The 25,255-nt window shown below is 61.2% G+C and carries 21 protein-coding genes, 4 pseudogenes and 1 other annotated feature; of the genes and pseudogenes, 13 read left to right on the top strand and 12 right to left on the bottom strand.

Annotation, left to right across the window (positions count from 1 at the left end; translation table 11 throughout):
• The first annotated feature begins 99 nt into the window (after window positions 1–99).
• The 5 genes and pseudogenes from JG739_RS33645 to JG739_RS33625 all read left to right on the top strand — a co-directional run.
• Window positions 100–2,229, top strand: coding sequence for a ParB/RepB/Spo0J family partition protein (locus tag JG739_RS33645; RefSeq protein WP_199202868.1), 2,130 nt, complete (start codon window positions 100–102; stop codon window positions 2,227–2,229).
• A gap of 198 nt (window positions 2,230–2,427) precedes the next feature.
• The gene (locus JG739_RS33640; RefSeq protein ID WP_199202987.1) at window positions 2,428–3,036 is read left to right on the top strand and encodes a DUF1419 domain-containing protein; all 609 of its coding nucleotides are present in this window, start codon (window positions 2,428–2,430) and stop codon (window positions 3,034–3,036) included.
• A 39-nt stretch (window positions 3,037–3,075) separates the two neighbouring features.
• A complete protein-coding gene (locus tag JG739_RS33635) occupies window positions 3,076–3,459 on the top strand; it encodes a hypothetical protein (protein ID WP_199202867.1) in 384 nt (127 codons plus the stop codon).
• On the top strand, window positions 3,456–4,337 hold the full coding sequence (locus JG739_RS36305) for a transposase (RefSeq protein ID WP_342216479.1): 882 nt from the start codon (window positions 3,456–3,458) through the stop codon (window positions 4,335–4,337). Before JG739_RS33635 ends, JG739_RS36305 begins: the two co-directional genes overlap by 4 nt.
• A gap of 233 nt (window positions 4,338–4,570) precedes the next feature.
• Window positions 4,571–5,505: pseudogene (locus tag JG739_RS33625) on the top strand (IS3 family transposase); the annotation flags it as partial.
• Window positions 4,855–4,971: a sequence feature (AL1L pseudoknot), on the top strand. It overlaps the preceding pseudogene by 117 nt.
• 7 nt (window positions 5,506–5,512) lie before the next feature.
• On the opposite strand, the gene JG739_RS33620 reads toward JG739_RS33625, so the two are convergent.
• Entirely contained in the window at window positions 5,513–6,919 is a 1,407-nt protein-coding gene (locus JG739_RS33620; RefSeq protein ID WP_202363131.1) for an IS30 family transposase, read from the bottom strand.
• Window positions 6,920–6,962: 43 nt separating this feature from the next.
• Between JG739_RS33620 and JG739_RS33615 the strand changes: the two are divergent.
• From JG739_RS33615 to JG739_RS33600, 4 genes and pseudogenes are all read left to right on the top strand, one after another.
• Window positions 6,963–7,265: pseudogene (locus JG739_RS33615) on the top strand (integrase core domain-containing protein); the annotation flags it as partial.
• A 255-nt stretch (window positions 7,266–7,520) separates the two neighbouring features.
• Entirely contained in the window at window positions 7,521–8,717 is a 1,197-nt protein-coding gene (locus tag JG739_RS33610) for a DUF932 domain-containing protein (RefSeq protein WP_199202866.1), read from the top strand.
• Between the two features lie 277 nt (window positions 8,718–8,994).
• A pseudogene (locus tag JG739_RS33605) lies at window positions 8,995–10,058 on the top strand (DUF7146 domain-containing protein).
• Window positions 10,059–10,303: 245 nt separating this feature from the next.
• Window positions 10,304–11,125 (top strand): annotated as a pseudogene (locus JG739_RS33600) (DUF2493 domain-containing protein); the annotation flags it as partial.
• Window positions 11,126–11,282: 157 nt separating this feature from the next.
• Here JG739_RS33600 and JG739_RS33595 read toward each other — a convergent pair.
• The 4 genes from JG739_RS33595 to JG739_RS33580 all read right to left on the bottom strand — a co-directional run bounded on the left by JG739_RS33595 (window position 11,283) and on the right by JG739_RS33580 (window position 16,637).
• The gene (locus JG739_RS33595) at window positions 11,283–11,630 is read right to left on the bottom strand and encodes a hypothetical protein (RefSeq protein ID WP_202362814.1); all 348 of its coding nucleotides are present in this window, start codon (window positions 11,628–11,630) and stop codon (window positions 11,283–11,285) included.
• A gap of 657 nt (window positions 11,631–12,287) precedes the next feature.
• Window positions 12,288–12,521: an RHS repeat-associated core domain-containing protein gene (locus tag JG739_RS33590; RefSeq protein ID WP_202362815.1), complete on the bottom strand. Its 234-nt coding sequence runs from the start codon at window positions 12,519–12,521 to the stop codon at window positions 12,288–12,290.
• Window positions 12,522–12,584: 63 nt separating this feature from the next.
• A complete protein-coding gene (locus JG739_RS33585; protein ID WP_199202862.1) occupies window positions 12,585–13,550 on the bottom strand; it encodes a transglutaminase family protein in 966 nt (321 codons plus the stop codon).
• Window positions 13,551–13,712: 162 nt separating this feature from the next.
• On the bottom strand, window positions 13,713–16,637 hold the full coding sequence (locus JG739_RS33580) for a Tn3 family transposase (protein ID WP_199202861.1): 2,925 nt from the start codon (window positions 16,635–16,637) through the stop codon (window positions 13,713–13,715).
• 121 nt (window positions 16,638–16,758) lie between these two features.
• Here JG739_RS33580 and JG739_RS33575 point away from each other — a divergent pair, with 121 nt between their 5' ends.
• Window positions 16,759–17,370, top strand: a complete 612-nt coding sequence (locus tag JG739_RS33575) for a recombinase family protein (protein ID WP_199202860.1) — start codon at window positions 16,759–16,761, stop codon at window positions 17,368–17,370.
• Between the two features lie 538 nt (window positions 17,371–17,908).
• Here JG739_RS33575 and JG739_RS33570 read toward each other — a convergent pair.
• Window positions 17,909–18,538, bottom strand: coding sequence for a plasmid pRiA4b ORF-3 family protein (locus JG739_RS33570; RefSeq protein ID WP_199202859.1), 630 nt, complete (start codon window positions 18,536–18,538; stop codon window positions 17,909–17,911).
• Between the two features lie 207 nt (window positions 18,539–18,745).
• On the opposite strand from JG739_RS33570, the gene JG739_RS33565 reads away from it, so the two are divergent.
• The 3 genes from JG739_RS33565 to JG739_RS33555 all read left to right on the top strand — a co-directional run bounded on the left by JG739_RS33565 (window position 18,746) and on the right by JG739_RS33555 (window position 20,749).
• On the top strand, window positions 18,746–19,282 hold the full coding sequence (locus tag JG739_RS33565; RefSeq protein ID WP_199202858.1) for a hypothetical protein: 537 nt from the start codon (window positions 18,746–18,748) through the stop codon (window positions 19,280–19,282).
• 789 nt (window positions 19,283–20,071) lie between these two features.
• The gene (locus JG739_RS33560) at window positions 20,072–20,395 is read left to right on the top strand and encodes a DUF736 domain-containing protein (protein ID WP_027170236.1); all 324 of its coding nucleotides are present in this window, start codon (window positions 20,072–20,074) and stop codon (window positions 20,393–20,395) included.
• A gap of 60 nt (window positions 20,396–20,455) precedes the next feature.
• Window positions 20,456–20,749: a hypothetical protein gene (locus tag JG739_RS33555; RefSeq protein ID WP_199202857.1), complete on the top strand. Its 294-nt coding sequence runs from the start codon at window positions 20,456–20,458 to the stop codon at window positions 20,747–20,749.
• A 326-nt stretch (window positions 20,750–21,075) separates the two neighbouring features.
• Here JG739_RS33555 and JG739_RS33550 read toward each other — a convergent pair whose 3' ends face one another.
• The 6 genes from JG739_RS33550 to JG739_RS33525 all read right to left on the bottom strand — a co-directional run bounded on the left by JG739_RS33550 (window position 21,076) and on the right by JG739_RS33525 (window position 25,249).
• Entirely contained in the window at window positions 21,076–21,636 is a 561-nt protein-coding gene (locus JG739_RS33550; protein WP_199202856.1) for a type II toxin-antitoxin system VapC family toxin, read from the bottom strand.
• Window positions 21,626–21,940: a hypothetical protein gene (locus JG739_RS33545; RefSeq protein ID WP_244750031.1), complete on the bottom strand. Its 315-nt coding sequence runs from the start codon at window positions 21,938–21,940 to the stop codon at window positions 21,626–21,628. The genes JG739_RS33550 and JG739_RS33545 overlap by 11 nt, the downstream gene beginning before the upstream one ends.
• 64 nt (window positions 21,941–22,004) lie before the next feature.
• On the bottom strand, window positions 22,005–22,817 hold the full coding sequence (locus tag JG739_RS33540; RefSeq protein WP_199202854.1) for a hypothetical protein: 813 nt from the start codon (window positions 22,815–22,817) through the stop codon (window positions 22,005–22,007).
• A gap of 118 nt (window positions 22,818–22,935) precedes the next feature.
• Window positions 22,936–23,673: a hypothetical protein gene (locus JG739_RS33535; RefSeq protein ID WP_244750030.1), complete on the bottom strand. Its 738-nt coding sequence runs from the start codon at window positions 23,671–23,673 to the stop codon at window positions 22,936–22,938.
• Window positions 23,674–23,723: 50 nt separating this feature from the next.
• A complete protein-coding gene (locus tag JG739_RS33530) occupies window positions 23,724–24,143 on the bottom strand; it encodes a hypothetical protein (protein WP_199202852.1) in 420 nt (139 codons plus the stop codon).
• A complete protein-coding gene (locus JG739_RS33525) occupies window positions 24,140–25,249 on the bottom strand; it encodes an AAA family ATPase (protein ID WP_199202851.1) in 1,110 nt (369 codons plus the stop codon). The genes JG739_RS33530 and JG739_RS33525 overlap by 4 nt, the downstream gene beginning before the upstream one ends.
• Window positions 25,250–25,255 lie beyond the last annotated feature (6 nt).

Below are 25,255 nucleotides of genomic sequence, written 5' to 3'. Positions count from 1 at the left end.
GAGGCGGCCCGCAGAGGTAAAGGGGGGAGGGGAGGTTTTCTGACGGGCTTTGGAGGTGCGGGGAGTGGCCCCGGGCCGCCCGTCATGGAGAACCTGACCATGGCAAGGACCATTCAGAAGATCGCAATGAACGCCGCGGAAAACATTCCCTACGACAAACTGGTGCTGTCGCAGAAGAATGTCCGGCGGGTGAAGGACGGCGTGTCCATCGAGCAGCTTGCCGAGGATATTGGGCGGCGCAGGCTCCTGCAAAGCCTGAATGTCCGTGCCGTGCTCGACGAAAACGGTGAAGAGACCGGCGACTTCGAGGTGCCGGCCGGTGGCCGGCGCTATCTGGCTCTCGGCATCCTCATCAAGCAGAAGCGGCTGGCGAAGAACGAGCCAATCCCGTGCATCGTCAATCGCGTGCAGGAGACCTCGGCCGAAGAGGACTCGCTTGCCGAAAACTTGCGGAGAGCCGACCTCCATCCGCTTGATCAGTTCCGAGCATTCAAAACGCTTAGCGACCAAGGCCTCGACGTCGAGGAAATCGCCGCCCGCTTCTTCGTATCAGCGGCGATGGTGAAGCAGCGCCTGCGGCTCGCATCGCTGTCGCCAAAACTGCTCGATCTCTATGAAAAAGATGAGATCCGGCTGGACCAAATCATGGCGTTCTCGATCTCAGACGATCATGCGCGCCAGGAACAGGTGTGGGAGCGTGTCTCCACCTCGCATATGCAGGAGCCCTATTACATAAGGCGACTGCTGACGGAGACCACCGTGAGGGCCGACGATCGCCGGGCCGTTTATGTCGGGGCGGAGGCCTACGAGGCAGCTGGCGGCATCATCCTGCGCGATTTGTTCGAGCAGGATTCCGGTGGCTGGTTCCAGGATGCGGCACTTCTCGAACAACTGGTCTTCGAAAAGCTGAAGGTCGACGCGGAGGCGATCAGGACCGAAGGCTGGAAGTGGGTGGAGACGGCGATCAGCTTTCCATACGGCCATACGTCCGGCATGCGACGAGTCTATGCCGAAGCCGAGGAGCTGAGCGCAGAGGAGATCCAACGCTACGATGCGTTGAAAGCCGAATATAAAAAACTCGATGCGGATTATGCCGAGGCCGATGAAGCCGATGAGCAGGTTGAAAGCAAACTCGACCAGCTCGGAGCCGAACTGGATGCATTCGACGATCGTCCACACAGCTACGATCCCGAGCAAAAGGCCATCGCTGGCGTGTTCGTCACGCTTGGCGCGGACGGCCAGCTTCAGGTCGAAGCGGGCTTTGTGCGCCCCGAGGACGAGCCTCGAGCGGAAGATGACGGCAGCGCTGAAACGGACACCGGTGATGCCACATCCGGTGTCGGTGACGTCGACAAGGTCGCTGTCGACGTCAGACCGGGAGAGGGTGATGCCGGCGTGGAGGCTGAGGATGACGGCGTCAAGCCGCTGCCGGACCGGATTGTCCTCGACCTGACCGCCCAACGGACGTTGGCGATGCGCAATGCGCTGGCCGGTGATGCCGATATAGCCTTCGTCGCCGCCCTCCATGCCCTCGTGCTGCAGGTGTTCTATCGCTTCGCTGCCGCCTCGTGTCTGGAGATCAGCCTGAAGAGCGGCAGCTTCAGCCAGGTCGACGGACTGGCCGAAACGTCGTGGGCGAAGGAGATCACTGAGCGCCACGAAGGTTTTGACCGTGATCTTCCTGAGGATGAAGCGGAACTTTGGACCTTCCTTCTGGATCTCGATGAAGCAAGCCGCAAGGCGCTGTTCGCGCATTGCGTCTCACTGTCCCTGAACGCCGTGGTCGAGCCCTGGAACAGGCGGCCACGGGCGCTCGCGCATGCCGACCTGCTTGCCGGCGCGCTCGGCTTCGACATGGTCGTTGCCGGCTGGACGCCGACGGTCGAGTTCCTCGGACATCTGACCAAGGCGCGGATCCTGCAGGCCGTTCGTGAAGCCCGTGGCGCGCAACCCGCGCAACTGATCGACCACATGAAGAAGGACGGCATGGCCCGCGAGGCCGCTCGCCTCCTCGAGGGGTCGAACTGGCTGCCCGAGCCATTGCGTCGTTCCGATGACGGCCTGTCGCAGAGCGTCGAGCCACTGACCGACGGTAATGCACTGGCAGGATCCGACCCGGAGACTGCGAACATTCTCCCGGCATTTCCCGACAGTGGCGCGCAGTCCTCTTCCGATGAGCCCTCTGCCGAAAACGGCGGCGAGGGCGATCATCTCCAGGCCGCCGAGTAGTCGGCACGGCCATTCCGCACAGGGGCCCGGCGGTCATGCCGGGCCCTTTCGTTTCTGCGCATCGCTATTGCGCGCTGCCTGACGGTCGTTCGCCCATCCCGGGGCGGCGCCATCTCGCCAATCCCTTCAATTCGCCGATTGCCGAGCTGCCGCGCCATGTCGCGCATGTGGCCGGTTCGGCTCATCGGGAAACAAGCCATGTCCGATCATCCGCCTTTCCGCAAAGTCTTCGAGGGTGTCGCCACCCAAGAACAGATGTTTCAACTGTTTGACAGGCATCGCGATACCCCAGGGAACGATCCTCTGTCGGGCGCGCCCTATGACGGCGAGTGGTTCGAACTACAGGGTTCGACCTATCATTTCATGCTTGACCTGTTGCCGCCGCTGTTCATGCGCACCGGCATGTTCGGCCTGTCCGAATACAAGGCCGGGTATGTCACCAGCGTCTTCTTCGCGATCAGGATCCGGGGCCGCGAACGCTGGTTTCACGGCTTCTGCAACCTCGCAAACAGGCGCAGCCCGGATGCAATGCGGGCGGCCATCATCGCCTATGAGACGGGTGCCAGCGACAGCATGACGCGTGCGGAGAAGCTCGAGGCGATCTGGAACACCATGCCTGCCGAATTCAAGGAGATCGGGGGCGATAGAAATCCCGACGCCTTTGCGGCCGATCAGCACGGCAGACGCACTGTTTTAATCGACACCGGCGGGCCGAGACCCATCCCCAAGCCTCTTGAAGATCTGTCCGACGCGGAGATCGAAGAACTTCTGGCAGTTTCGCAGATGCGTCGAAAGTCGCGTTCCTGACCACAGAACAAAGCCCGACTCCCAAGGAGAGATACCGAGATGTCGCGTCTTAACGATCCGGAAAATTTCCGCGGCCGCGTCGCTTATGCGGCCAAGGTCATCGCGTATGGGCGCAGACCAACCCGCGCGTTTGACAACTGCTTCGAGAATTATGATGGAGACGAGGTCGCCACCGCGATATTGCGCCGATCGCGGACGAACACGCGTCTTGCCGCGAACCTGCACCGCTATCTCAATCTCGCATCGACCGAAGCGGCGGCGGAGCGGCTCGTCGATATTCCCACCCGAAACCTTCCCGAAGCCGCTCGACAGTCACGCGCGCGGGGCAAGGCTGAATTCGATGCCTTGTTCGACGAGCGCCATCGCACGGACACAGTCGCAGGATCCGACACCGCTGGCGTAAAAACACGGAGCATGTCGTGACGAAGCCGTTCATCACGGCTTACCTCAGCCTGTCTCCGATCGGGTCAGGTGATGCCGTGAACTATCGCCGGTTGCTAGCCGGCAACAGCATCGATAAAGCTCCGCCCCTTAAACACGACGCCGGGCGACACACGCGCCCGCCGGCGATACAGCGACTTGTCATGCAAGTCGTTCCTCATCAAGGAAGGAATATTATGAAGCGGCAGGCGCGACCGTTCACTATTGAGATCAAGCAAAAGCGGGGTAGATCCAGGCAGAACCGTTCGATCTGGGGCGATCTTGATCTGGGCTCTATTGCCGCCGACATGACGAAAGAAGTCGGCGCTGTGGAACTGCCGAAGCTTCGGCGTATTGACTCCGATGTGACGGCCATTGATGCTGAAGATCGAAAAATGAAGCGAGCGGAGCATACTATGGCCGATCTAAAGGACGTTGAATCAATGCAGCTTCCCGCCGATGCTGCTGACACGGGGGACACGGCTCAAGTGACGAAGAAATCTTCGAGGCCCAGGAAGCCGAAAGCGCAAGCAAAGCAAATCGCGCGAAAGGCCACGTCCGAGGCTGCAGTCCCCAGTGCCAATGTTCCCGCAATGCGGTCGCCGCGCAAGGTTCATTCCACAACGGAACGAGCGCAAAAACTTGGCCTTATCGAGAAGTCGATCAAAGCTGGGGAAAGCATCAAGAGCGCCACGCGGAAGGCCGGCATTTCCGAGCAGACTTTTTATCAATGGAAGAGGGCCGTCAGGCCAGCAGAGGAGGGCAACGACCTGAAGGATTTGCTTGCGCTTGAGGAAGAAAACGAGCGGCTGAAGAGATTGCTGGCCGAGCGTCTGCGCAAGGAGAATGCCGAACTCAAGCGAAAGCTGGGGCTCGAATAGGCCGTCCTGAAATCCATCGTTGATACTGCGCCGACGTTCAAGCAAGAAGTGCGATATCGGCATCTCCTTCGTTCGCCGTAACACCATCTATCGAGACAGTCTGAAGGGCGAAGGCTTCCGGCATTCGGTGCTTGACTGAGCGTCGCGCATTCCTCGCAAGCAACCGGCTCCCGGCAAGCGAGCTGAACCGCGCCGGGTTGATCGGAGGCTCCAACTCCTGAGAAGGTGGAGCCATGACAAGCAAGACGACCAACAAGTTCTCTCCCGAGGTCCGAGCCCGTGCGGTGCGGCTGGTTCTGGATCACGAAGGCGAGCATGCCTCGCGGTGGGCGGCGGTGTCGTCGATCGCCGCCAAGATCGGCTGCACGGCGCAGACGCTGCATGAGTGGGTGAAGAAGGCCGAGCGCGACAGTGGCGTGCGAGCCGGTGTGCCTACGGATGTGGCGACGAAACTCAAGGCTTTGGAACGCGAGAACCGCGAGCTTCGCCAGGCCAACGAGATCCTTCGCAAGGCTTCCGCGTATTTTGCCCAGGCGGAGCTCGACCGCCGGTTCAAGCCATGATCGCATTCATTGACGATCACCGCGAGGCGCATGGGGTCGAGCCGATCTGCAAGGTGCTGCCGATCGCCCCGTCGACCTACCACGACCATGTCGCCAAGCGCATCGATCCCTCCCGGCTGTCGGCTCGGGCGAAGCGGGATGAGGCTTTGAAGGATGAGGTCCGACGCGTGTTCGAGGCGAACTTCCGCGTCTACGGCGTTCGCAAGGTCTGGCGGCAGTTGCAGCGCGAGGGCTTCGATGTCGCCCGCTGCACGGTTGCCCGCCTGATGAAGGCCATGGGCCTCGAAGGCATCATCCGCGGCAAGCCGATCCGCACCACGGTGAGCGACAAGGCGGCACCATGCCCTCTCGATCACGTCAATCGCCAGTTCCATGCCCCGGCGCCGAACATGCTGTGGGTCTCCGACTTCACCTACGTCGCGACCTGGACGGGCTTCGTCTATGTCGCCTTTGTCATCGACACCTATGCTCGCCGGATCGTCGGCTGGCGGGTGAGCCGGACGGCGCATGCCAGCTTCGTTCTGGACGCTCTGGAACAGGCTCTCCATGATCGGCGGCCCGTGCAGGGAGGCGGGCTCATCCATCACAGCGATAGAGGCAGCCAGGGCGGATTCAAGCGGTCGTCGCAACACCGATTGTGTTCACTCGCGACAGCAACTCGTCAAGCGCTTCTGCGGGTGTTTTCCATCCCAGAGTTTTTCTCGGTCGGGCATTGAGGGCCACGGCCACGGCGGCGATCTCGTCGGCGCTGTGGACGCTCAGGTCGGTGCCTTTCGGGAAGTACTGACGCAGCAGTCCATTGGTGTTCTCGTTGGTGCCACGCTGCCATGGGCTTTGCGGATCGCAGAAGTAGACTTGGACACCCGCGTCGATCTTGAGACGATCATGCTGAGCCATTTCGGCTCCCTGATCCCAGGTCAGCGAACGCCGCAACTCTTCGGGCAAGGTGATGATGGTGCGCGTAATCGCGTCACGCACGGCTTCAGCTCCGTGTCCCGCGAGAGCAGGGCCATTCTTCATGCGCGGAGCTTCGCCATGCCCCGCAAGTCGGGGAAGATGCAGCAACATCGTGAAGCGCGTCGTACGCTCAACCAGCGTGCCGATCGCCGAGCTGCCAAGACCAAGGATGAGGTCTCCCTCCCAGTGACCCGGCACCGCGCGATCGACCGCTTCGGCGGGGCGTTGACTGATCATGATCTCCGGCGAGACAAAGCTCTTGCCTCGCCCGCGTACGCGCGCCCTGGGGACCCGCAACACGCGCCCCGTTCTCAAGCAGGCCGACAGTTCGCGGCGTAGCGCTCCCCGGCCCTGAACAAAAAGGGCCTGATAGATGGCTTCGTGGCTGATGCGCATCGTCTCGTCGTCCGGGAAGTCGATCGGCAAGCGTCGGGCAATCTGTTCCGGGCTCCAGGCCGTGGCCCACCGCCGATTCTTTCGCGGGCCATGCCGGCGGCCCTTCCACGAAACGGCGGGACCCGGAACGGGAGCGCCGCTCGGAGTCATGACGACGCCGGCCAGTCTCTGCTCAACATAAGTGCGCAAGGTCGTGTTGAGCGCAAGCTTGGTCGGTTTGGGTCGACGGGCCGATCGCTCGGCATGCCATTGGGCTGTCGATGCACGATACTCCAGGCCACCGCTGCGCGTCGCGGCATTGCGTCGTAGCTCGCGGGAGATGGTTGAGGCGGATCGGCCAAGTTGGCGACCGATCTCGCGTCTCGAAAGGCCTTGAACGCGAAGTAGTGCGATCTCCTCACGTTCCACAAACGAGAGGTACCGCCCGGACGGCGGCTTGCTCGAAGATCTGAACATCGCTGGTGCCATGCCACCCGCCTGTCGGAACAATCTGGTTCCAACAGGCTGCGACATACCAGCAGCCAGCGCAGCATCTTCGCTTGTCATTCCTTGCGCGATCCCCAACCAGAATCGCTGGAGTTCAGATCTCTCCGCCACTGGCGGACGTCCCGGTGACGGCAACGGCGCTCGTCCAGAACGGTGTGATCGTCGCTTTTGGATGCCCATCGCAACCTCCTTCGTTTAGGTGTTGCGACGACCGCTTGAATCCGCCCAGTACGTCAGCATTCGATACACTGAGCGCTTGGCGGAGGCCGGCGTCGAGCCTTCGGTGGGCAGTGTCGGCGATAGCTACGACAATGCTCTCGCCGAAACGATCAACGGCCTCTACAAGGCCGAGGTGATCCATCGACGCGGACCATGGCGCTCGTTCGAGGCCGTCGAGTTCGCGACGTTGGAATGGGTCGACTGGTTCAACAATCGCCGGCTGCTGGAGCCCATCGGCAACATCCCGCCGGCCGAAGCCGAGGAACGCTACTATGCCATGCTGGAAGAACCAGCCATGGCCGCGTGACTCAAACGAAACGGCCTCCGGAAAACCCGGGGCGGTTCAAGCCGTCGAAATCAGCAGTCCACAGCAGGCCCGGCGATCAAGCCGGGCCTTTTCTATTTCCGCTAGCCTGGACCTGCCATGCCTCTTGCCGTTCCGGCGTTGATGGCCGTGCTTTGGCTGGCGGGTGTGCCTGCAGAGGAAAGAGGAGGGCCGGGCTGTGGTGGGCGGGCGAAGGTCCGGGAGAGAGGCTCCCGGCGTCCGCCGCGGAGAAACCCCATGACACAGATGGAAATCCAATCTCCCTCGCAGGGCACGCGGGCAGGCTACAAGGTGGACGTCAGCCGCGGGCAGCGCATCGGCCGCGTCTCGTCCGAGTGGTTCAACCGTTCAGCGGATGAGCGGTTCCTGTCGCTCGACGATCTGCGCGGTTCGCTTGCTGCCCGGTCGTCGCGCAGTCGCACGCGTATCGTCGAGAGCAAGGCTGTCCGCGTCGAGGCCGCTCGTGACGATCCTGAACGTCTCACCCTGATACTGCCAGACGCGGATGCACCTGTCGCGCCCACGCATTGGAGTTTCGGCCAGCTTGCCAGCCTGATCGGTGCGCCGGCCGCTTATCTGCGTCAGCTTCCGGCGCCGCTCGCCGGCATCAATCTGCAGTATGGCCTGACCTCGAGCAGGGCAGAACAGGTCAAAACGCTCGAAATCGAAAATGGCCGCCTTGAACTCAGGGCCGTGACGGGGCCAGATTACGGTCGAATATTCGACGCCGACTTGATCGAGGCTGTGCAGAAGATTGCTGGTAACGGCACTGGTGACACACGCTGGAAAGTGCCAGGAAGCCTTCAGTGGGATACTGGCATCTATAACCCCCATGTCGATGTTTCGAAAGATACCACGACATTGTACGCCTCCGACCGCGATGTCTTCGTCTTTCTTGTCGATGATCTCAATCCGATTGAGGCGGGCAAACTTCCCGACGGGTCTCCGGATGTATTTTTCAGGGGGTTTTACTGCTGGAACTCGGAAGTCGGCGCCAGGACGCTTGGCATAGCCAGCTTTTACCTCCGCGCCGTGTGCCAAAATCGTTGCTTGTGGGGTGTTGAAGATTTCCAGGAAATCACCATCCGGCATTCCAAATATGCTCCTTCCCGCTTCGCGCTCGAAGCGGAACCGGCGCTGATCCAGTTTGCCGAATCCTCCCCCATGCCTTTCGTCAATGGCATCAAGGCGGCGCGGGAACGCATTGTTGCCCGCGATGACGACGACCGCCAGGCCTTCCTGCGCAAGCGTGGCTTCTCCAAGACCGACACCACGAAGATCATCGACACGGTTCTGAACGAGGAAGGTCATCCGCCGGCCTCAATCTTCGATTTCGTGCAGGGCATCACCCGGGTGGCCCGCGACAAACCCCACCAGGATGTACGGCTCGATATGGAAGGCCGGGCAAAACAGATCCTCGATCTCGCGGTCTGATCCTCATCGCGGTGCGCGCGCATCCGTGCGCCGTTCCTTCCGTTCTTCCGTAACAGAGAGACGCCGTCCTCCAGGGCAGGGGGGCGGCATTTTTGCTTCGCAGGAAGGCCGGCCAACACGTCCCGCAGCCGAAACGGGGCCGGGCGAGGCGAAATCACCATGCACAGGAGGAAACCTTTATGACAAACCTGCGGATCTCATCCAACCATGAGTGCCCCGCTATTTTCTCACCGCGGCGCTGCAGCGATGAGCTGCCGCAACAGGGGAATCTTCGGCCGTGACCTGGCGGGGTTCGGCCTCCGATCTGACACGTCGCCTTGCCCGCAATGCCGAGGCGGTCTGTCGCCATTACCTGTCCAACGGGCGACGCCAGGGTCGCTATTGGATGGTCGGCGATGTCCATAACACGCCTGGCCGGTCAATGTTCGTCCGGCTCAGCGGGCCGGAATCCGGTCCCGGTGCGGCCGGACATTGGACCGATGCCGCCACCGCCGAATTCGGCGATCTGCTCGATGTCATCCGAGAAAGCTGCGGCCTGACCGAGTTCCGCGATGTCGCGGATGAAGCACGTCGCTTCCTCGCCCTGCCGCTGCCGCCGCCCCAGCCCCTGGCCCAGCCCCTTGGCACGCAGCGTCAGCCTGCCGCGGCACGCGGCTCTCCCCATGCCGCGCGTCGCCTGTTCGCCATGTCGCAACCGATCGCCGGTACGCTGGCGGAAGATATCTTGCCGGCCGCGGCATTCTGCTCTCCGCGCATGAGCGTGTCCTGCGCTTCCATCCCGGCTGCTACTACCGGGATCTCGTGACCGGCGAGACGCAGACCCTGCCTGCGCTGATCGCCGCTGTCACCAACCTCAACGGGGAGATCACCGGCCTGCAGCGCACCAGGCTTGATCCTTCGGGTCAGGGCAAGGCGCAACTCGCTGATCCACGCCGCTCGCTGGGCGACCTGCTTGGCAACGGCATCTGGCTCGGCCTCGATCCCGGCGCCCCGGTCCCGGTCATGGCCGCCGGCGAGGGGTTCGAGACGATGGCCTCGCTGCGCATGGTGATGCCGCCACTGCCTGTGGCCGCCGCGACCTCGGCCAATCACCTCGCCGGCCTGATCTTGCCGCCCGGCTGCCGTCGCCTCTATATCGCAGCCGATGCCGATGCCGCCGGCCGGCACGGTATCGAGCGTCTCAGCCAACGCGCAGGCGAGGCCGGGATTCTCGCCCTGGTGTTGCGGCCGCAGCTCGGCGACTTTAACGACGATCTGCGCCATCTCGGCCCCGCCTATCTCGCGGCATGGCTCAGCGATCAGCTCGTCCCGGAGGATGCCCGTCTGTTCCTGCCGCCCTGATGACCGGCCGGAGCGGCAGGCGGGCGAGGGCGTCACCGGAAGACTTGCAGGCATGGCGACGGTCCGCCGGAGAGGCCGCGCCCGCGGCCTGCCCGAGAGGCGACCCCTGCCACCCACCGGTCACGGCCGCAACGGCTGCGCCGTCCTCCGCTTTGCTACGGCCTTCGGTGCAGCCGCGCCCGGCGCGCGGCCGGGTTTCGCTGTCAGGCCGCGATGGGCGCGGCAACAACCGACGGAGACACGCCATGACCTACGAACTTCCTTTCGACGACGCCCACGAGCCCTACCACGCCTCCTCGCCGACCGACCGCGTCATCCTCGAGCTGCAGATGTACGGCCATCGTCCGCATCAGGACGAACCTGATGCTCGGCCACTTCCCGACGACGAGGTGATCCGGGCCGGGCTTGCCGGGATCGTCGAGACCTTCGCCGGCATGCTTGGCGATACCAGGCTCGAACCCGATCTCGACGACCTGCTCTGGTCCTTCGCAAACGTCTTTCACCGTGCCGCCGAGCGCGTCGCCCGCAGCCTCGACCGCAACGAGGAGGCGCAGCGTTCGAGCCAGCAGGAGCAGGACGGTTCCGAGGTGAAGTCGGTCGAGCTGGAACGGCTCACTGCCGAGGGCATCACCTACATCGAGCGCCGCAACGTGCTCGAAATCATGCGCGATGAGGCCGCCGACCTCTACGAGGCACAAACCGGATCGGCATGGCGCCCGCGCACCGGCTCCAAGGTTTCCCACCAGGCGATGACCGCGGCGGTGATCGACTCCAGAGACTTCCTTGCCGCCCGCCGCCACGCCGAAACCGAGGTGCTGGTCCCGGCCGGCACCAAGATCGCCTTCGCCGGCGGCCTCGACTGCAACGATCACGACCGGATCTGGGACGCGCTCGACAAGGCCCGCGAGAAGCATCCCGACATGGTCCTGCTCCACGGCGGCAGCCCGCGCGGCGCCGAGCGCATCGCCGCCTGCTGGGCCGAGAACCGCAAGATCACCCAGATCGCGTTCAAGCCGGACTGGAACCGCCACGCCAAGGCCGCACCCTTCCGCCGCAACGACCAGCTTGGGGTCGGTTCCGGCTGAGTGCGAAATGACACCCTAAGCGGCAAGGACGAGCTTGCCATAATAGGGTCCATTCTGGAGGAGGCAGACCTACGTTCTCATCAACACTGTGGCAATGTTCTTGTCATGAAGACGGCGACGATTCGAGATTGCCGTGTCTTCATTCGACAAGCGTGCTTTTCTCCGTGGATTCTGCAAAAGTACAATTCTTGGCGATAATTTCGAACTGAAAATCGCTCCCGCTTAGCATAAATAAAAATCTAGAGAATCCTTCATATTCCTCATTTTTATAATTTTCTGCCAGAACAACATCGTACGGAAGCTGCTTCTGGCTATTTAGAATGCCATTTACCGACATATGTATGCAAAACTCAAAATACAATTCGGGAATGCGATCCTTTCCGCCGGCCCGATACCTAAAATGCACCCTCGCATCGGTACCGACATAGGAGACGCCAAAGTCCCCATACCCACTTGAGTCATAAGGCAATTGCAGGAATTCTTTCATGAGACTTGCCTACTCTTACCAGAGACCGGTTGCACGACCTATTGCGCCTAGAAGTCCGCCACCCGAATTCCCGTTAGACGCACTCGCACTTCCGGCAGATGCACCTGAACTCTCGCTCTTTGGCGCAGAAATGGTCTGCCCAGGAGGTATGTTGTTTCTTTCAAGCTGAGCTCTCAATCGATCCATTGCGTACTTGTCCTTCGTCTTATCTACAATATTCCATTGTGACCGCGGTACATTGGCGCGCTCCAAAGCAGTCGCCGTGCGGGTGTTCATAATATACCCTTTTCCATTAACTCTCCCGGTTTCAACCGAGAGTTGGCTTGGTTTTACTTGTCCACTTTTTATCGCAGAGGCGAGGTCATCAATCGTACTTATTTTCGTTCCAGCCAATTTTGAATATTGTGCTCTGCCGAACGAGCTGAATGTTTCGCTAAATGTCCGTTGAGCGTAGCTTAGGCCCCTTAAGGTGCTTGCTCTAGCCATGCCTTGGCCGATACCCAAAGCGACGCCGCCGGTAGGAGCAGACGCAGCGCCAAGCGCCATATTTGCCAACGCTTCCGTCTCACTTGTCTGCGCTATATCGTCAGGCGTGGTGGGGGTATTGGCTTCGGTGGTAGAAGCGAAGTAGCCTACTATCGCACCGGCGACCCACCCTCAAATATGACCATTTGGATCGCTTTTATTGACAGGATCATTTTCGGCGTAGGCGTATCTGTTTGTTCCGACCCCCGGCATTGTCGGGTCCATCGTGTCGGGAGATATGAAACGCACCGGAGTAGCCTGAGCCCCGCTGGAAAGTGGCAACAAGTGTGGTCTGAATGCCGAAGCGGCGTAACCGCCGGCCGTGCCGGCGACCGTCATCGAGATCGCCAGCATGACCGCCAGCAAGCGTTGAACGATCCTTCCAACTCCCATTTTCAGTCCCCTGCCTCTTCAAATGGTATTCGGTATTCAGTTCAGTTTCGGCTCGCGCCAGCCAAGCGCTTCTGCCTTGGCGAAGGCGTCCTGATTGGCACGTGAAAGCTCAATGGCGCGCGGCATTTCTGCCGGCGGAATGTCTTTCTCGGCCGGATATTTGCGAATGAAGTCGCGTTCGAGCAGCCGATAGTAGGCCGTGCCTTTCTTGGTCAGCGAGTAGGCATCGGCCGGATTGGCTTCGATCAGCACATCGGCAACGGCGATGGCTTCGTCATAGCGGCCTGCCGCCAGCAGAGCATCGAGAGCGCCGGTCGCGATCAGCGCAAGTGTTTCGTGGCGATTCAGTGTCTTGAGATAGACGCCATTGGCAACCGCCTGGTCTGTCATTGGCGCAATCTTGCGATAGTGTTCGTCGCGGGCGAAGCCGGCCCCGCTTGTCGTTTCAAGATTCCATGTCTTGCCTGTCGCTCGGTCGGTGAACTTTACGAACACATGGAGCGGCGCTGTCGAGAGGGCGAGATCGAGGCCGAGCTTTTCGCCAAGGGCGAGGAACAGCATCGGCATAGAAACGCAATTGCCCTTTTTCGTGGCAAGGTAGCGCGTCAGCATCTGCGCGCCGAACTGCTGGCCGAAAGGATCGGCCAGATCGTACTGGAACGGTTTCTGATCGTTCCAGTGTCCCGGCTCATAGATGAACGCCCTCAGAGCCTTCATCTTTTCCATGTCGGTTGCCGCCTCGGCCGGCGGCAAGGTGGACAGCATCTTGCCGACAATCGCCACCATGCCGTCGAGTTCAGCAATCGTGGCCGCTTCATTAATCGACGGATCGGCGAACCTGTCGACCGCGATTTTGGTGCGGGCGAAGCTCATCTCGCTGGCGGGGGCATTGAGGATCGAGCGCACGAAGGTGACTGGCGATTGCGCCTCGCCGGCAATAGCCGGCCACGTCGCTACGACGAGAAACAGCGTCAAGCCGAGCTTTGCGACGGTGCGATGCATAGGCCCCTCGTAACCGCATCGACTGCCATCATAATCGCGCCCGGGCCCAAAGATAGTGGGCAATCTCCAGTTGCGCACAAAAAACGATAGAGGGCGCGACTCTCGGTCGCGCGGTGGGCGAAGATACTCCGCCACATTGATTTTCGCGCCGGGCCGTTTTTGTCATGGAGCAGCGCGAAGGATGGCCTCAACTCGCTTGGTGGGCTTGGGCCATCGGTACTCGCCGGTGAGCAGGATATGCGCCCAGCCGAGCGGCGAGATATGGGCAAGCAGTTCCGGCGGCACGTCGAGCCCCGTATTTCTGCGCTGCAGGACGGCTCGCCCGAGATGAACCGTGTTCCAGTAGATGATGATGGCGGCAAGCAGATTGAGACCCGCTATGCGATAGTGCTGGCCTTCCGTGGTCCGGTCACGAATCTCGCCTTGCCGGCCTATCCGCAGGGCGTTCTTGAGCGCGTGATGTGCCTCGCCTTTATTGAGACCGATGCGCGCACGACGCTGCATGTCGACATCGAGGATCCATTCAATGATGAACAGCGTGCGCTCAATGCGGCCGACCTCGCGAAGGGCGAGCGCAAGATCGTGTTGGCGCGGATAGGAAGCGAATTTGCGCAGCAGCTGACTGGGCGCCATGATGCCGGCGACCATGGTCGCAGCACTACGCAAAATGTCGGACCAGTTCGAGACGATGAGGTCCTCTCTGATCTTGCCGCCGACGAGGCCGCGCAACTCGCTAGGTGTGCCGGCAGGATTGAACACGTAAAGACGCTTCGACGGCAAATCCCGGATATGCGGAATGAACCGGTAACCCAGGATCGAGGCGGTGGCGAAGACATGGTCGGTGAAGCCGCCGGTATCGGCGTATTGTTCACGGACACGCTGGCCGGCTTCATTCATGAGGAGACCGTCAAGAATATAAGGCGCCTCGCTGACGGTCGCCGGAATGAGCTGGGTCGCGAAAGGGGCGAACTGATCGGACAGGTGTGTATATGCCTTTACACCTGGTTCGTTGCCATATTTGGCGTTGATGAGATTCATCGCCTCGCCCTGTCGCGCGGTCGGGAAGAACTGGCCGTCACTGGAAGCGGTCGCTCCCATTCCCCAGAATTGGGCCATCGGCAGACGGCCTTGAGCCGCGACCACCATGGCGAGCGCCTGGTCGATGGCGTCGCTTTCGACATGCCAGCGCGAAAGGCGAGACAATTGCCAGTAGTCGTGGGTATTGGACGCTTCCGCCATCTTTCTTAAGCCCAGATTGAGCCCTTCGGCCAGCAGTACGTTCAGAAGGCCGATCTTGTCCTGGCAGGGAGCACCGGTTCGTAGATGGGTGAAGGCTTCCGTAAATCCGGTTGCCGCATCGACATCCAGAAGAATGTCGGTGATCCGCACTTCCGGCATGCGCCGGTAAAGATCGAGGATCAGTTCGTCGGCGTCCTGCGGTGTTGCCGCAGTCAGCCGTTCAAGATGCAAGGTACCGTCTTCGATGCTGCCGAGCGGAATGGTGCCGCTCCGGGCGGCTCTGGCCAGCCGCTTCAGTCCATCCGCCATTCTGGCCTTGCGATCGGCAAGCCATGAGCCGGGTTCGAACGGGACCGCCAGCCTTGTTGTGGCCAGAGCAGCCGACATCGGCACCAGCGCTTGTTTGAGATCGGCATAGCGGCGGGAATGGGCGAGCCATACGTCGCCGGACCGGAACGCGTCGCGTAAATGGAAGAGGACCGCTACTTCCCACAAGCGATGGTCGCCGTCATCCTGCGCCTTGAGATGGCGGTTCCATTTTGATGTGGGACGCAGAAAAGTTGTCGGTTGCGACGGTGTTTCGCGCTTTTCCCGGATCAGGGCGATTGCTCGCATGAGCGGTTCGGCCACGCTTGCCGCCTGTATTTCCAGGCAGCGCAGCATGCGCGGCGCATAGCGGCGGAAGCGATGAAAGCCCTGGATGACATGAGCCAGTGGATCGGCGGCAAGGGTGTCGGTCAATTGAGATGCCGTAGCGACCAGTTTCTCCAGCTCCGGCCAGCCTGGCGATGTGGCAATCGCCGTTTCAAGCGAAATGCCGTCGTTTCGTGCTTCGAGCATTGCCGTGCCGAGACCGGAGAAGGCGCGCAAGGTGTCGGTTACGGCCGTTTTGGCATCAGCAACGCGTCCATCGCAAAGCCGTTTGGCCTCTCGCCAGGTCTTGCCGACGATCCGGTCATGCGTCTCCACAACAGCATCGCCAATCGCCGCGGCCCACTCCACTACGCAAACGGCAAGAATAGCCAGGCGCCGCTCCGTTCCGATATCGCGCAAGCCATCGGCGAAATATCTCTCGCCCTGCCGTCGCAGACGGGCGATCCGATGTGGCGGAACATCATCGAGAACCTGTGGCTTCAATCCTAGCCCTGCCAGAAATTCAAGGCGGTCGAGCAGACGGTTCGCCAAGGCAGAGTTGTCACCCGGTTCGGTTCTGCGCAGCCAGACGAAGCGGCTGACATTGCCCTCCGTCATTTCTGTCAGCAGCATATCGAGCCGATCGCGGATCGGCTGATCGAGGCGATCGGTAATCCGCATCTCGATCCGGCGTTCGGCTGCCACAAGGGCGTCGGCGCAGAGTCGCTCAATCATCGAAATCGCCGGCAAGATGGTTTGAGTTTGGCGGCATCCATCGACAAATCGCCGTGCGAGATCTTCATTGGAGCGGGAATCTTCGGCCTGCGCGTCAAGCGACTCTTTCAGTTCCCGTGCGCCGCGGCCTGCGAAATTCTTGTAGCCGTAGATAGCGCGCAAGGCCTCCATATGCTGCTGGCGCGTTTGCCGGCGAACGGCATAGTTGAGCAGCGCGTCGCCGGCCACGCCGATCTGCGCGGCGATGAACGCAAGAACCTGGTCAGGAATGACCTCGCCCTGATAAAGCGTCCGCCCGGGATATCTCAGCGCGCAAAGCTGAAGCGCAAATCCCAGTCTGTTCTCGGGACGCCGCCGTTCCCGAATATGGACCAGATCGTCGTCGGCCAAAGTGTAGTGCCGCAAAAGTGAGACTTCGTCGGTCGGCAGGTCGAAGAGGGTAGCGCGTTGGCGATCAGTCAGAACGGAACGATGAGCCATGTTTCTTTTTTATCCCGAGGAAAGGATTGAGAATTCTTGTTTGTGAAATGGAATAAGGTATATTCACAATGGTTATCGCACCTGGTTGCGCGTCAATGCCTCAAACACTCGTTTGTGAAACATGCTGATCGGATACGCCCGCGTCTCCAAAGCCGATGGAAGCCAGTCGCTCGACCTCCAGCGCGATGCGCTCCTCAGTGCCGGCATTACAGAACAGCACATCTATTCTGACCGTGCATCAGGCACGAGAGATGACCGTCCCGGTTTGGAGGCCTGTCTCAAAGCACTCCGTAGTGGTGACGTGCTTGTCATCTGGAAGCTCGATCGGCTGGGCCGCAGCCTGCATCATCTGGTCAAAACCGTAACCGAGCTCACCGATCGCGGTGTCGGCCTGAAGGTCTTGACCGGTCAAGGGGCGCAAATCGACACGACAACGCCAGCCGGGCGGCTTTCTTTCGGCATCTTCGCCGCCCTGGCCGAGTTTGAAAGCGAACTTATTCGCGAACGAACGATCGCCGGCCTGCAGGCCGCACGCGCCAGAGGCCGAAAGGGCGGGAGAAAATTCGCCCTTACCAAGGCCCAAGTTCGGCTAGCGCAAGCCGCGATGGCAAATCGCGACACCGCCGTCTCCGAACTTTGCCAGGAACTCGGGATCAAACCGGTGACATTGTATCGATACGTCGATCCTACCGGCCACCTTCGCGACTATGGCAAGCGTGTCCTTGCCGCTTAGGGTGTCATTTCACACTCAGCCGGAACCGACCCCAGCTTCTCTCGGTGGTGCCCTACGGCCTGATCGTCTTTCCCGGCTCCGGCATCACCGACAACCTTGCCGACAAGGCCCGTCGGCTTGGCATCCCCGTATGGCGGTTCGCGGAGGGCGGCGCGTGAAGCGCCGCGCACTGTGCCGCTACCAGCGCTATCTCGACCAAGCTCCCGGCGCTCGAAACGCCGGGGGCTATGGCTCGTTGCCACGTTTCAGAATGTCGTGCTCGCCTGCTGCGTTTGCATTCGACGACAGATCGGGGAGGATCCTGCGGCTCGGCGCCGGTTCTTGCAAACCTCGTTCGGACTCCCGCCTGAGCTTGGATTCGCCCACGACCCTTCTTGCTGCGTCGCTTGATTTCGACCGTGAAGCTACGGACAGGAGATTGCATTGGCGTCGTTCTTACGCTTGGGCAAAAAAAGCCGGGAATGCTGTCGGCCGATCTTCGCCGAACGAGCCGACGCCCATTCGATCCTGCATGGCGGTCAAATCGTTGCCTGTTGATTTAAGCAGTTGTCGGTCCGCTATGCTTCGGCTTTGGCTGATGCAGCCGACGCCTAACATTCGCGCGCAGTGCATTGCGCACGTCCTTGTCCACCACGGCCAGGTCGAACCATTCCCGATCGAAATATCCTCCACACCACCGCTTGGTGTCGGCGTGTTCGGGGTCTGTCTTGTCCGACATGATTTCCAGGAAGTGCTCATACCCGGGAATACCGCCAACATCTTCGGGCGGCCTGGCGCGCGCTCCATCGATGCAGGTCCCGTGTTTGGGCGCGACTTCAAGGGCAACGAGTTCCTCGATCATGACAGTGTGGGACCAATTATCGCCGAAGTCATAGATGTATTTGAACACGGCTCCCCGCGCGAAGTCGCGGAGGCGAACCTCACGACAATCAAAGACGCGGGGGTCGTCTTTAGCGGCATCCTCCGTCAGGAGCTCGACATCGCCATAGCGCAGACCACCGATGTTGAACTCGTGCAAATGATAGTTCCACCAGTTGAAGGCCGCCTGAATGGCAAGGTGGAGCTGCTTAAGAGTCCAGCCTGACGGCAAAACAAGTCGACGCCATATTTTCTGCTGGATCTCATCCAGCGAAACGTGAATCTGGACTGCGTTGATGGCTTTGAACATTCCACAAATGAACAGGATGGTTCGCCGATGATCAAGTCGTAGCAGTCCATCTACCTGTCGGAAAAGCCGTGCGGAAAATCCGCATGGCGTTTTGAGACGCTCTGGTCGGGCCGTCATCGTTCCTCAAGATATGCACATCCCCGACATGCGCGCGAGGGAGAGCGAGGCTGGAGAGGGGCGGGCTATTGGAGAGAAAGGAGAGACACCATGGCGATGATTTTTGTTGGCGGCTCGCGCGACATCGTCGACCTGCCCAATCCCGTGGTGGAACGCATCGCGTCGATCGTGGCAGCCGAACACGGCGTTCTCGTCGGCGACGCACCCGGCGCCGACACCGAAGTGCAAGCTCTGCTCGGTGGGCACGGCTACGAACATGTCGGCGTCTTTTGCGCCAGTGATCAACCGCGAAACAATCTCGGTGATTGGGCCGTCTATACTGTTCCACCGCCACAGGGTGCCCATGGCTTCGCTATACAGGCGCAGAAGGACCGCGAAATGGTCCGGCGCGCCGACTACGGTCTGATGATCTGGAACGGGACGAGCCCCGGCACCATCCTCAATGTGCTGCGGCTTGCAATGGCCGAAAAGCCCTGCGTCACCTACGATGTTGGCAATGGGTTGGTCACGACCACCCGCGACGTCGCCGACTGGCAAACCATGCTGTCATGCGCCGACCCGGAGATCTGGGATGTGTTGGCAAAGCGCATGACGCCCGATGAGCGGCTCGCGATGACACCGGGATGAGCGCCGGAGGCCACGCAATGGTTGGCTACGCTATCGCGCGGCACCGCATGCGGCGAGTGACATCGCGGCGGCGGCTCGGAGCCGACGACGGGCGTTCCGTTGGCCCGTCGGCGACAATGCCCGCGCGCCTGGGTGCTATCCCGATTGCGGCCGTGGCCAATCGGCCCCTTCCTGGACCGGCCGGCCACTGATACCTCACTGCAGGTCGCCCCAGAGGAAGTTCAACATCATGTTTTGCCTCGCCGTCAGCGGCCGGCGCGACAGCGCGGATACACAATGAGGCGAGCGCCGCACTCGGCGAAGTAGCCCCTCGCCGGACCGCTGCGACCGGCGAAACCACAACCGTTCCGATTGCCGGGGTGGGCGGGCTGAGGCTGTGCGAGCCGACGCGCTCTCGCTGGAGCAGGCGCTCTTGGGATGACGGTGAAGGGCGGATGACGGGTGCGGCCAACCCGATCCAGCGGTCGCCGGCGGGAGCTGGCGGGGCGCGATCGGAGCGGCAGGGGTAATCGCCCCGGCTTCGGCTGCAACGCGAACCAATCCCTTTTCATGTCGCCTGTGTAGAGGACCGCCTGCTTACTACGGTCAACCCCTGGCGGGGTACTCTCGACGAAAATTCAGGAAAATTCGATTTCTGTTTCTTGGTTTGCGGGCAGGCGAAGGGCCTGTCCGCATTTTTCGGCAAATAGAATTTTCCAGAATTTGCGCCGCGATGACCGCAGCAGGACGGCCCTCTCCTTCGACGCCATCGGGAATGGTTTCCGATGCAACCGAAAAGGAGACATCACCATGGCTACCACGATCGCTAACCTCACCACCAAGTCCGACGGCTCGATGGAAGGCGTCTTCGCCACGCTCCGGGTCAACGCCCCGATCACCGTCGTGCCGAATCCCTCCAAGGCCAGCGAGGAAGCACCCGACTACCGCATCCTCAACAAGCGCACCGGCTTCGAGATCGGCGCGGGCTGGTATCGCCGGTCGCAGCGGTCCGGCGAGGAGTACCTCTCCGTCAAGATCGAGGCGCCCGAGATCGGCGTGATCTTCGGCAACGTCGCCCCGGCCCCCGGCGGCGAGGAGAACAAGAAGGTCATCCTCTGGAACAACCCGCAGTGAGGTATCAGTGGCCGGCCCCCCCAAAGGGGCCGGCTTCCCAACCGGCAAAAGGAGGTTGCAATGAGCCGCTACATCATCACTGTCACCGGACACGACCGCTCGGACCCGGAAGCCATCATCGGCTACGACCCGCCGCTGCGGACCTTCTTCCTGCAGGCGTTCCCCCACGACGTGACCGACGACCCCGCACTCTGGCTCGGCACTCAAGGTCACGCGTTCGAGAGGCTGGAGGATCTTCACGACGCAGCCATCACACGCGGCTATGGCTTCATGCCACTGCCGGCGGATGTCGCGGCGAAACTCATCGAAGACGCTGCCGGAGCGGCAGCCGACTGGGCCTCGCCTGATTTCTGAAACGGGTGGCATTCATAGGGCTGGCGACGGAGTGATCCGTCGCCAGCCTTTTATGCGTGCCGACCACCACGACCCTCAATTGCCGAACCTCGTCGATGCCCCGGTCGCACGATCGAACCTCCAATTGCCGACGCGTCTTTCATGGCGGAAGGCGAAAAACGGTATCGGGGAATGTCCAATGACAACGATCGGCCGGCTCAGCAGCAGACAGCCGCAGAGCCTCGGAAGCTTCCTTCTGCTCCGGGGCTGGTCAACCCGGTCAGCCGGTGAGCGCGTCCTCAAGCGCCTTGGCGGACGTAGGTCAGCTTCGTTGACAAACAGGGCCGTCAAAGATGGACAAACTGGCCGCCAGGCGCGACCTGCTGAATGAGATCGAAGTCGATCGTGTTGGCCGTAAGCAAGGGCAGGCCGGCCTTGACGGCGGTGAGATAGATCAGTGCGTCGTTCAGGCATTCCTTGCGTTGATGTTTCTGGAAATTCTGGGTGCGCGACAGCGTACCGGCAATGACGCCGGCATCGATCCAGATCTGATGGTCGGGGATCAGCACGCGGCTGTCTGGGATACTGGCGAAGAGGGTGGCGTAATGATCCCGGACCGGATGCCAGTCCGGCCTTGCCGGATCGTAATTGGCGACGCCGGTGGCGAGTTCGGCCAGACAGACCGAGCAATGGAACAGCAGCGAGCGGTCGACCAACCGCCGCGCCACATCCGGCAGGGTACCGGCCGCGGCCATGATATAGATATTGGTGTCCGGCACGAATGTCGGCCGCCCGGTAGAGCCAATATCGGCAACGCCGACAAGTTTGTCATGCGCTCTCGGTATCAGCTGGGCGCGGCGTCGTTCTGGCTTGTAGCGCCGCAGCGGGGCGCGCAGGTCAGAACTCAAGCTCGTGACCCGGGCCGAGCTTGCCGTGGGTGCGTTTGAGGAAGGAGACCACCGGATCAGGCTGGGCCAGTGTGGCCAGCGCGAGGATACCGAGATCGGTCGGGGAATCGATCCCGCTCTCCCGCTTGGCGGCTTCGACCAGCGCTTTCGGCGCACGGAAGGAGAGATGTTCCGTTCTGTCGCCATCCAGCAGACCGGCGCGGCGCGCATCCTCAATCGCCACGGCCGCCGCTGATCGGTTCGCGGATTGCCTGGTTGCGGAGACTTTGCTTTCCCCCCGCTTCAGTACGCGCGCAGTCGCCATGTCCAACTCCATCTTGCCTTGTGTGCAAGATAGAGCGTATTGTCACACAAGGCAAGATGCAGTGTCAGTGATAGGATGAACTCGACCAGGTGTTGTGTGCGGCGGGCAGGCTGCCTGTCTTGATGGACGCGGGCGAGGGTTTAGCTGCCGGCGTGCGTAGCCCAATCCTGGTGCAGAACGTTTCGATTTCCGTCTGATCGAGAAGGCGCAAATTTTCGAGCGACGTCGAGAAGCGGGCGCAACCGCCGACGACATCGCCGTTCCAGTAGGAAACCTCCTGCGAAATCCCGGTGAACAGGCGCGAGAGGAAATTGCGCCGGCGAATGGTGCACGGATTGCCCCTGGCGATAAAATCGTCGGTGTCGAGTTTGATCCTGGTGATCTCTGTCGCATGGAAATACGGTATCGGGGCGGATGCGGAAGCAGACTGTTCAGTGAGCAGGAACAGCCTGATCCAATTCAGTCTGACGCCCTGAAGGTCGTTGGCCAGGATGCGGTTCAGCACGATATCGCGGCCGAAGCCGGAACTGTGGAACGACGCCATATGGGAGAGGCGGCTGACCAGCACGATATCAGCGCGCGCGATCATGTCGGTGCGATCGAGCACAATCGCATATTCACCGACGCAAGGCTCGCCGGCATGACCGGGATAGAAAACCTGCTGCATATTTTTGTCCCTCTTTTTGTTTGAAAGGGCGATCGAGAAGCCCATTGTGCCGGAACAGTCCTCAATCATCACGGCAACGCCCTTGATATCGGTTTCGCGCAGTTTTTGGTCGAGGGTCAAGAGCGTGACGTCGGCGACCTTCGTGTACACATAATGGAAACAGTCGAAATTGTTGAGCGAGCGTTTGCCGATGCCATGTTTTTCCGCCACGGCTACGGCGTTGGTGAGCGTCTACCGGAACACCGGCCTTTCAAATGCGGCTCCTGCTCCTCGACGAACCCTCGTCCCCCGCGTATTGACGATGATCCTCCCTGTCCTCCCCATGACCTCACCCCCGGTGCAGCAATTCGCCGCTGTCGATCATGCGCAGGTTCATGTCGGCGGGCGTCTTGATGAGCAGTTGGGCGTTGAGTGCATGCAGGTCACGCGGCTCGGTGCAGGCCAGCCAGGCGCGGAGCTTGTAAAGACCGGGCTGAAGATCGGCGCCAAAGAGGAAGGAGACGGTTTTTTGCTCTCTGGCGGGCATCGGGATTTCGCCATGCTGGGAGCCGATCGAGCGATCTTCGAGCCAGAGCGAGGCAATGCAGCCGGCATTGACAAAAACGTTGGATCCGGTGGTGGCGCGGTATTCGACGGCGAGTTGCGTGCGGCCGGGTTCTGTGACCTTCAGCCAGCCCTGGAGTTCGACTGAGGTGAGGCCGGTGTAGAGCACACCGTTGCGGGACAGTTCATTGAGGGGAATGGCGCCGCCGATATAGACAAAACTGCCGACGCTGTCGGCCGGGATCTCTGGAAGATCGTCTTTTTTGGCCGGCGCAACGCGGGCGATGGCGAGCGCGCCCCGCTGGTAATCTTGGCTCGCACCGGCATCGTAGAAACCCTGCTTTTTCGCGCCATCGTTCCCGGTGGCGGGCAGGCGGTCGTTGCCGTTTGATGACTGCTGTCCGGCAGTGCCCAGACGCTCGATCAGTGAATCGAGTTTCTGCTCGATGCGGTCCAACTGCTTCTGGGTTGCTGCCTGCTGGTCTTGCGCCAGGGCGACGCCGGAGCCGTCGACAAAGCTCAACGCTGCGATCGCAATGCCGAGCGCCAGTGCGCGCATACTTCTTCTTTGCATCATGGTGATGATCCTTCCTTGGGTACGGTTCCAAAATCTTCGCGCGGCGCTGGCGCCACTTTTATGCCTTGCAGCGGCCGGCCAGGAGCGACAGCAGGCGTATCGTCGAGAGCCGGCTCTAAGGTTGATCCGGGCGCGGGCGGTTGCGACGTCTGTGACCCTGCGGCCGAAGACGCATTGCCCTGTTCGAAATTATCCGGAGCCGACGTCGTGCCGGCGTTCTTTCCAGCGCCGGTCATGGGGCCGTCTGCGTGGCGAGCGACATCCTGACCGATACTGACAGCCAGAAAGATCAAAGCCAGAACAGCGGCGATCGTGGCATAGCGGAACAGCGGATCGCGCCTGAACAGGGCAGGAACAAGTTTGAGCCAGCGCAGAAGCGTCGCGCGCACAGATGAGAAGAGGGTTTCAGGCGTCATGTGGTTGACCCCTGCCGCTCGTGTGTCGCCAGGGCCGTTTCGATGTCACCTGGCTCGATGGTGATAATGGCGTCGCGGCCGGTATTTTGGCCACCCTTTGTCGCGAGGCGCATGGCCTGCGCCTCACGCGTGCTTTCCCAAAGCGTGCGGATTGCGCGGGCATTGCCGAAGGACATTTGGTCCGACTTTTGGCCCCCACCCCGCTCCGCCTCCATGCGCACGCAAGCAAGGTTGGCCTGGCCCTCGGCCGCGGCGTCGAGCACAAAGCCCTCGCGTGTTGCGAGGTTGCGAAAAATCCCCGCCAGCTCTTCAGCCGAATAATCCTCGAACATTATTGTCCTGGTGAATCGGGAGCGCAGGCCGGGATTTGATTCGAGGAAGCGGCGCATTTCGCCGGTATAGCCGGCGGCGATGACACACAATCGATCGCGATGGTCCTCCATCAGCTTCAGCAGCGTGTCGATCGCCTCGCGGCCAAAATCGTTTTTTTGGCCCTCGGGGGCCAATGCATAGGCTTCGTCAACGAACAAGACACCGTCGAGTGCAGCCTCGATGGCCTCCCGCGTTCTGATGGCGGTCTGTCCGATATAGCCGGCGACAAGCTGGCTGCGATCGACCTCGACGACATGGCCGGATCTGAGCAGGCCGAGTGCGAACAGAATCTCGCCCATGAGACGCGCCGCCGTGGTTTTCCCGGTGCCTGGATTGCCGAGAAAGATCAGATGCAGGCTTGGGGGTGCGGTGTTGATGCCGTGGCGCCGACGTTCCTGCTCGGCCTGCAGCACCGCGACCAGCTTTTTGACTTCGGCCTTGACGGAGCGCCAGCCGGTCATGGTGTCGAGTTCGGCCAGCACGTCACCGAGTGGCCGATGTTCTACTGGACGGATCGGCTGAGACGGTTTCCGTTCAGCGCCTGCTTGCGCGTCCCATTCACCCATCGAGAATTTCGGCGATACCGGCACGCCATATTTGTCGGCATGCGCCAACCGCCAGCCCATGACGGTAATCGCAACGATCAGAATGATGCCGGAATAGGTTTCCAGCAGGGCGAGCACGATGATCAGGACGGCAAGGCCAGGGATGATGGGGGCCAGAATGCGCTGCATCTCTTG

The organism is Mesorhizobium sp. L-2-11, from assembly GCF_016756595.1.
Taxonomy (GTDB): domain Bacteria; phylum Pseudomonadota; class Alphaproteobacteria; order Rhizobiales; family Rhizobiaceae; genus Mesorhizobium.
The sequence above is the reverse complement of the archived record's forward strand: the minus strand, read 5'-3'. Positions and strand labels throughout refer to the sequence as shown.

What these genes read in the sequence shown, in the direction of transcription:
- JG739_RS33640 (WP_199202987.1), top strand. Translation starts at nt 2,428, where the DNA reads ATGTCCGATCATCCGCCTTTCCGCAAAGTCTTCGAGGGTGTCGCCACC.
- JG739_RS33585 (WP_199202862.1), bottom strand. Translation starts at nt 13,550, where the DNA reads ATGCATCGCACCGTCGCAAAGCTCGGCTTGACGCTGTTTCTCGTCGTA.
- JG739_RS33545 (WP_244750031.1), bottom strand. Translation starts at nt 21,940, where the DNA reads ATGGCGACTGCGCGCGTACTGAAGCGGGGGGAAAGCAAAGTCTCCGCA.
- JG739_RS33570 (WP_199202859.1), bottom strand. Translation starts at nt 18,538, where the DNA reads ATGTTCAAAGCCATCAACGCAGTCCAGATTCACGTTTCGCTGGATGAG.
- JG739_RS33595 (WP_202362814.1), bottom strand. Translation starts at nt 11,630, where the DNA reads ATGAAAGAATTCCTGCAATTGCCTTATGACTCAAGTGGGTATGGGGAC.
- JG739_RS33560 (WP_027170236.1), top strand. Translation starts at nt 20,072, where the DNA reads ATGGCTACCACGATCGCTAACCTCACCACCAAGTCCGACGGCTCGATG.
- JG739_RS33575 (WP_199202860.1), top strand. Translation starts at nt 16,759, where the DNA reads ATGCTGATCGGATACGCCCGCGTCTCCAAAGCCGATGGAAGCCAGTCG.
- JG739_RS33525 (WP_199202851.1), bottom strand. Translation starts at nt 25,249, where the DNA reads ATGCAGCGCATTCTGGCCCCCATCATCCCTGGCCTTGCCGTCCTGATC.
- JG739_RS33530 (WP_199202852.1), bottom strand. Translation starts at nt 24,143, where the DNA reads ATGACGCCTGAAACCCTCTTCTCATCTGTGCGCGCGACGCTTCTGCGC.
- JG739_RS33610 (WP_199202866.1), top strand. Translation starts at nt 7,521, where the DNA reads ATGACACAGATGGAAATCCAATCTCCCTCGCAGGGCACGCGGGCAGGC.
- JG739_RS33555 (WP_199202857.1), top strand. Translation starts at nt 20,456, where the DNA reads ATGAGCCGCTACATCATCACTGTCACCGGACACGACCGCTCGGACCCG.
- JG739_RS33645 (WP_199202868.1), top strand. Translation starts at nt 100, where the DNA reads ATGGCAAGGACCATTCAGAAGATCGCAATGAACGCCGCGGAAAACATT.
- JG739_RS33580 (WP_199202861.1), bottom strand. Translation starts at nt 16,637, where the DNA reads ATGGCTCATCGTTCCGTTCTGACTGATCGCCAACGCGCTACCCTCTTC.
- JG739_RS33635 (WP_199202867.1), top strand. Translation starts at nt 3,076, where the DNA reads ATGTCGCGTCTTAACGATCCGGAAAATTTCCGCGGCCGCGTCGCTTAT.
- JG739_RS33620 (WP_202363131.1), bottom strand. Translation starts at nt 6,919, where the DNA reads ATGGGCATCCAAAAGCGACGATCACACCGTTCTGGACGAGCGCCGTTG.
- JG739_RS33565 (WP_199202858.1), top strand. Translation starts at nt 18,746, where the DNA reads ATGGCGATGATTTTTGTTGGCGGCTCGCGCGACATCGTCGACCTGCCC.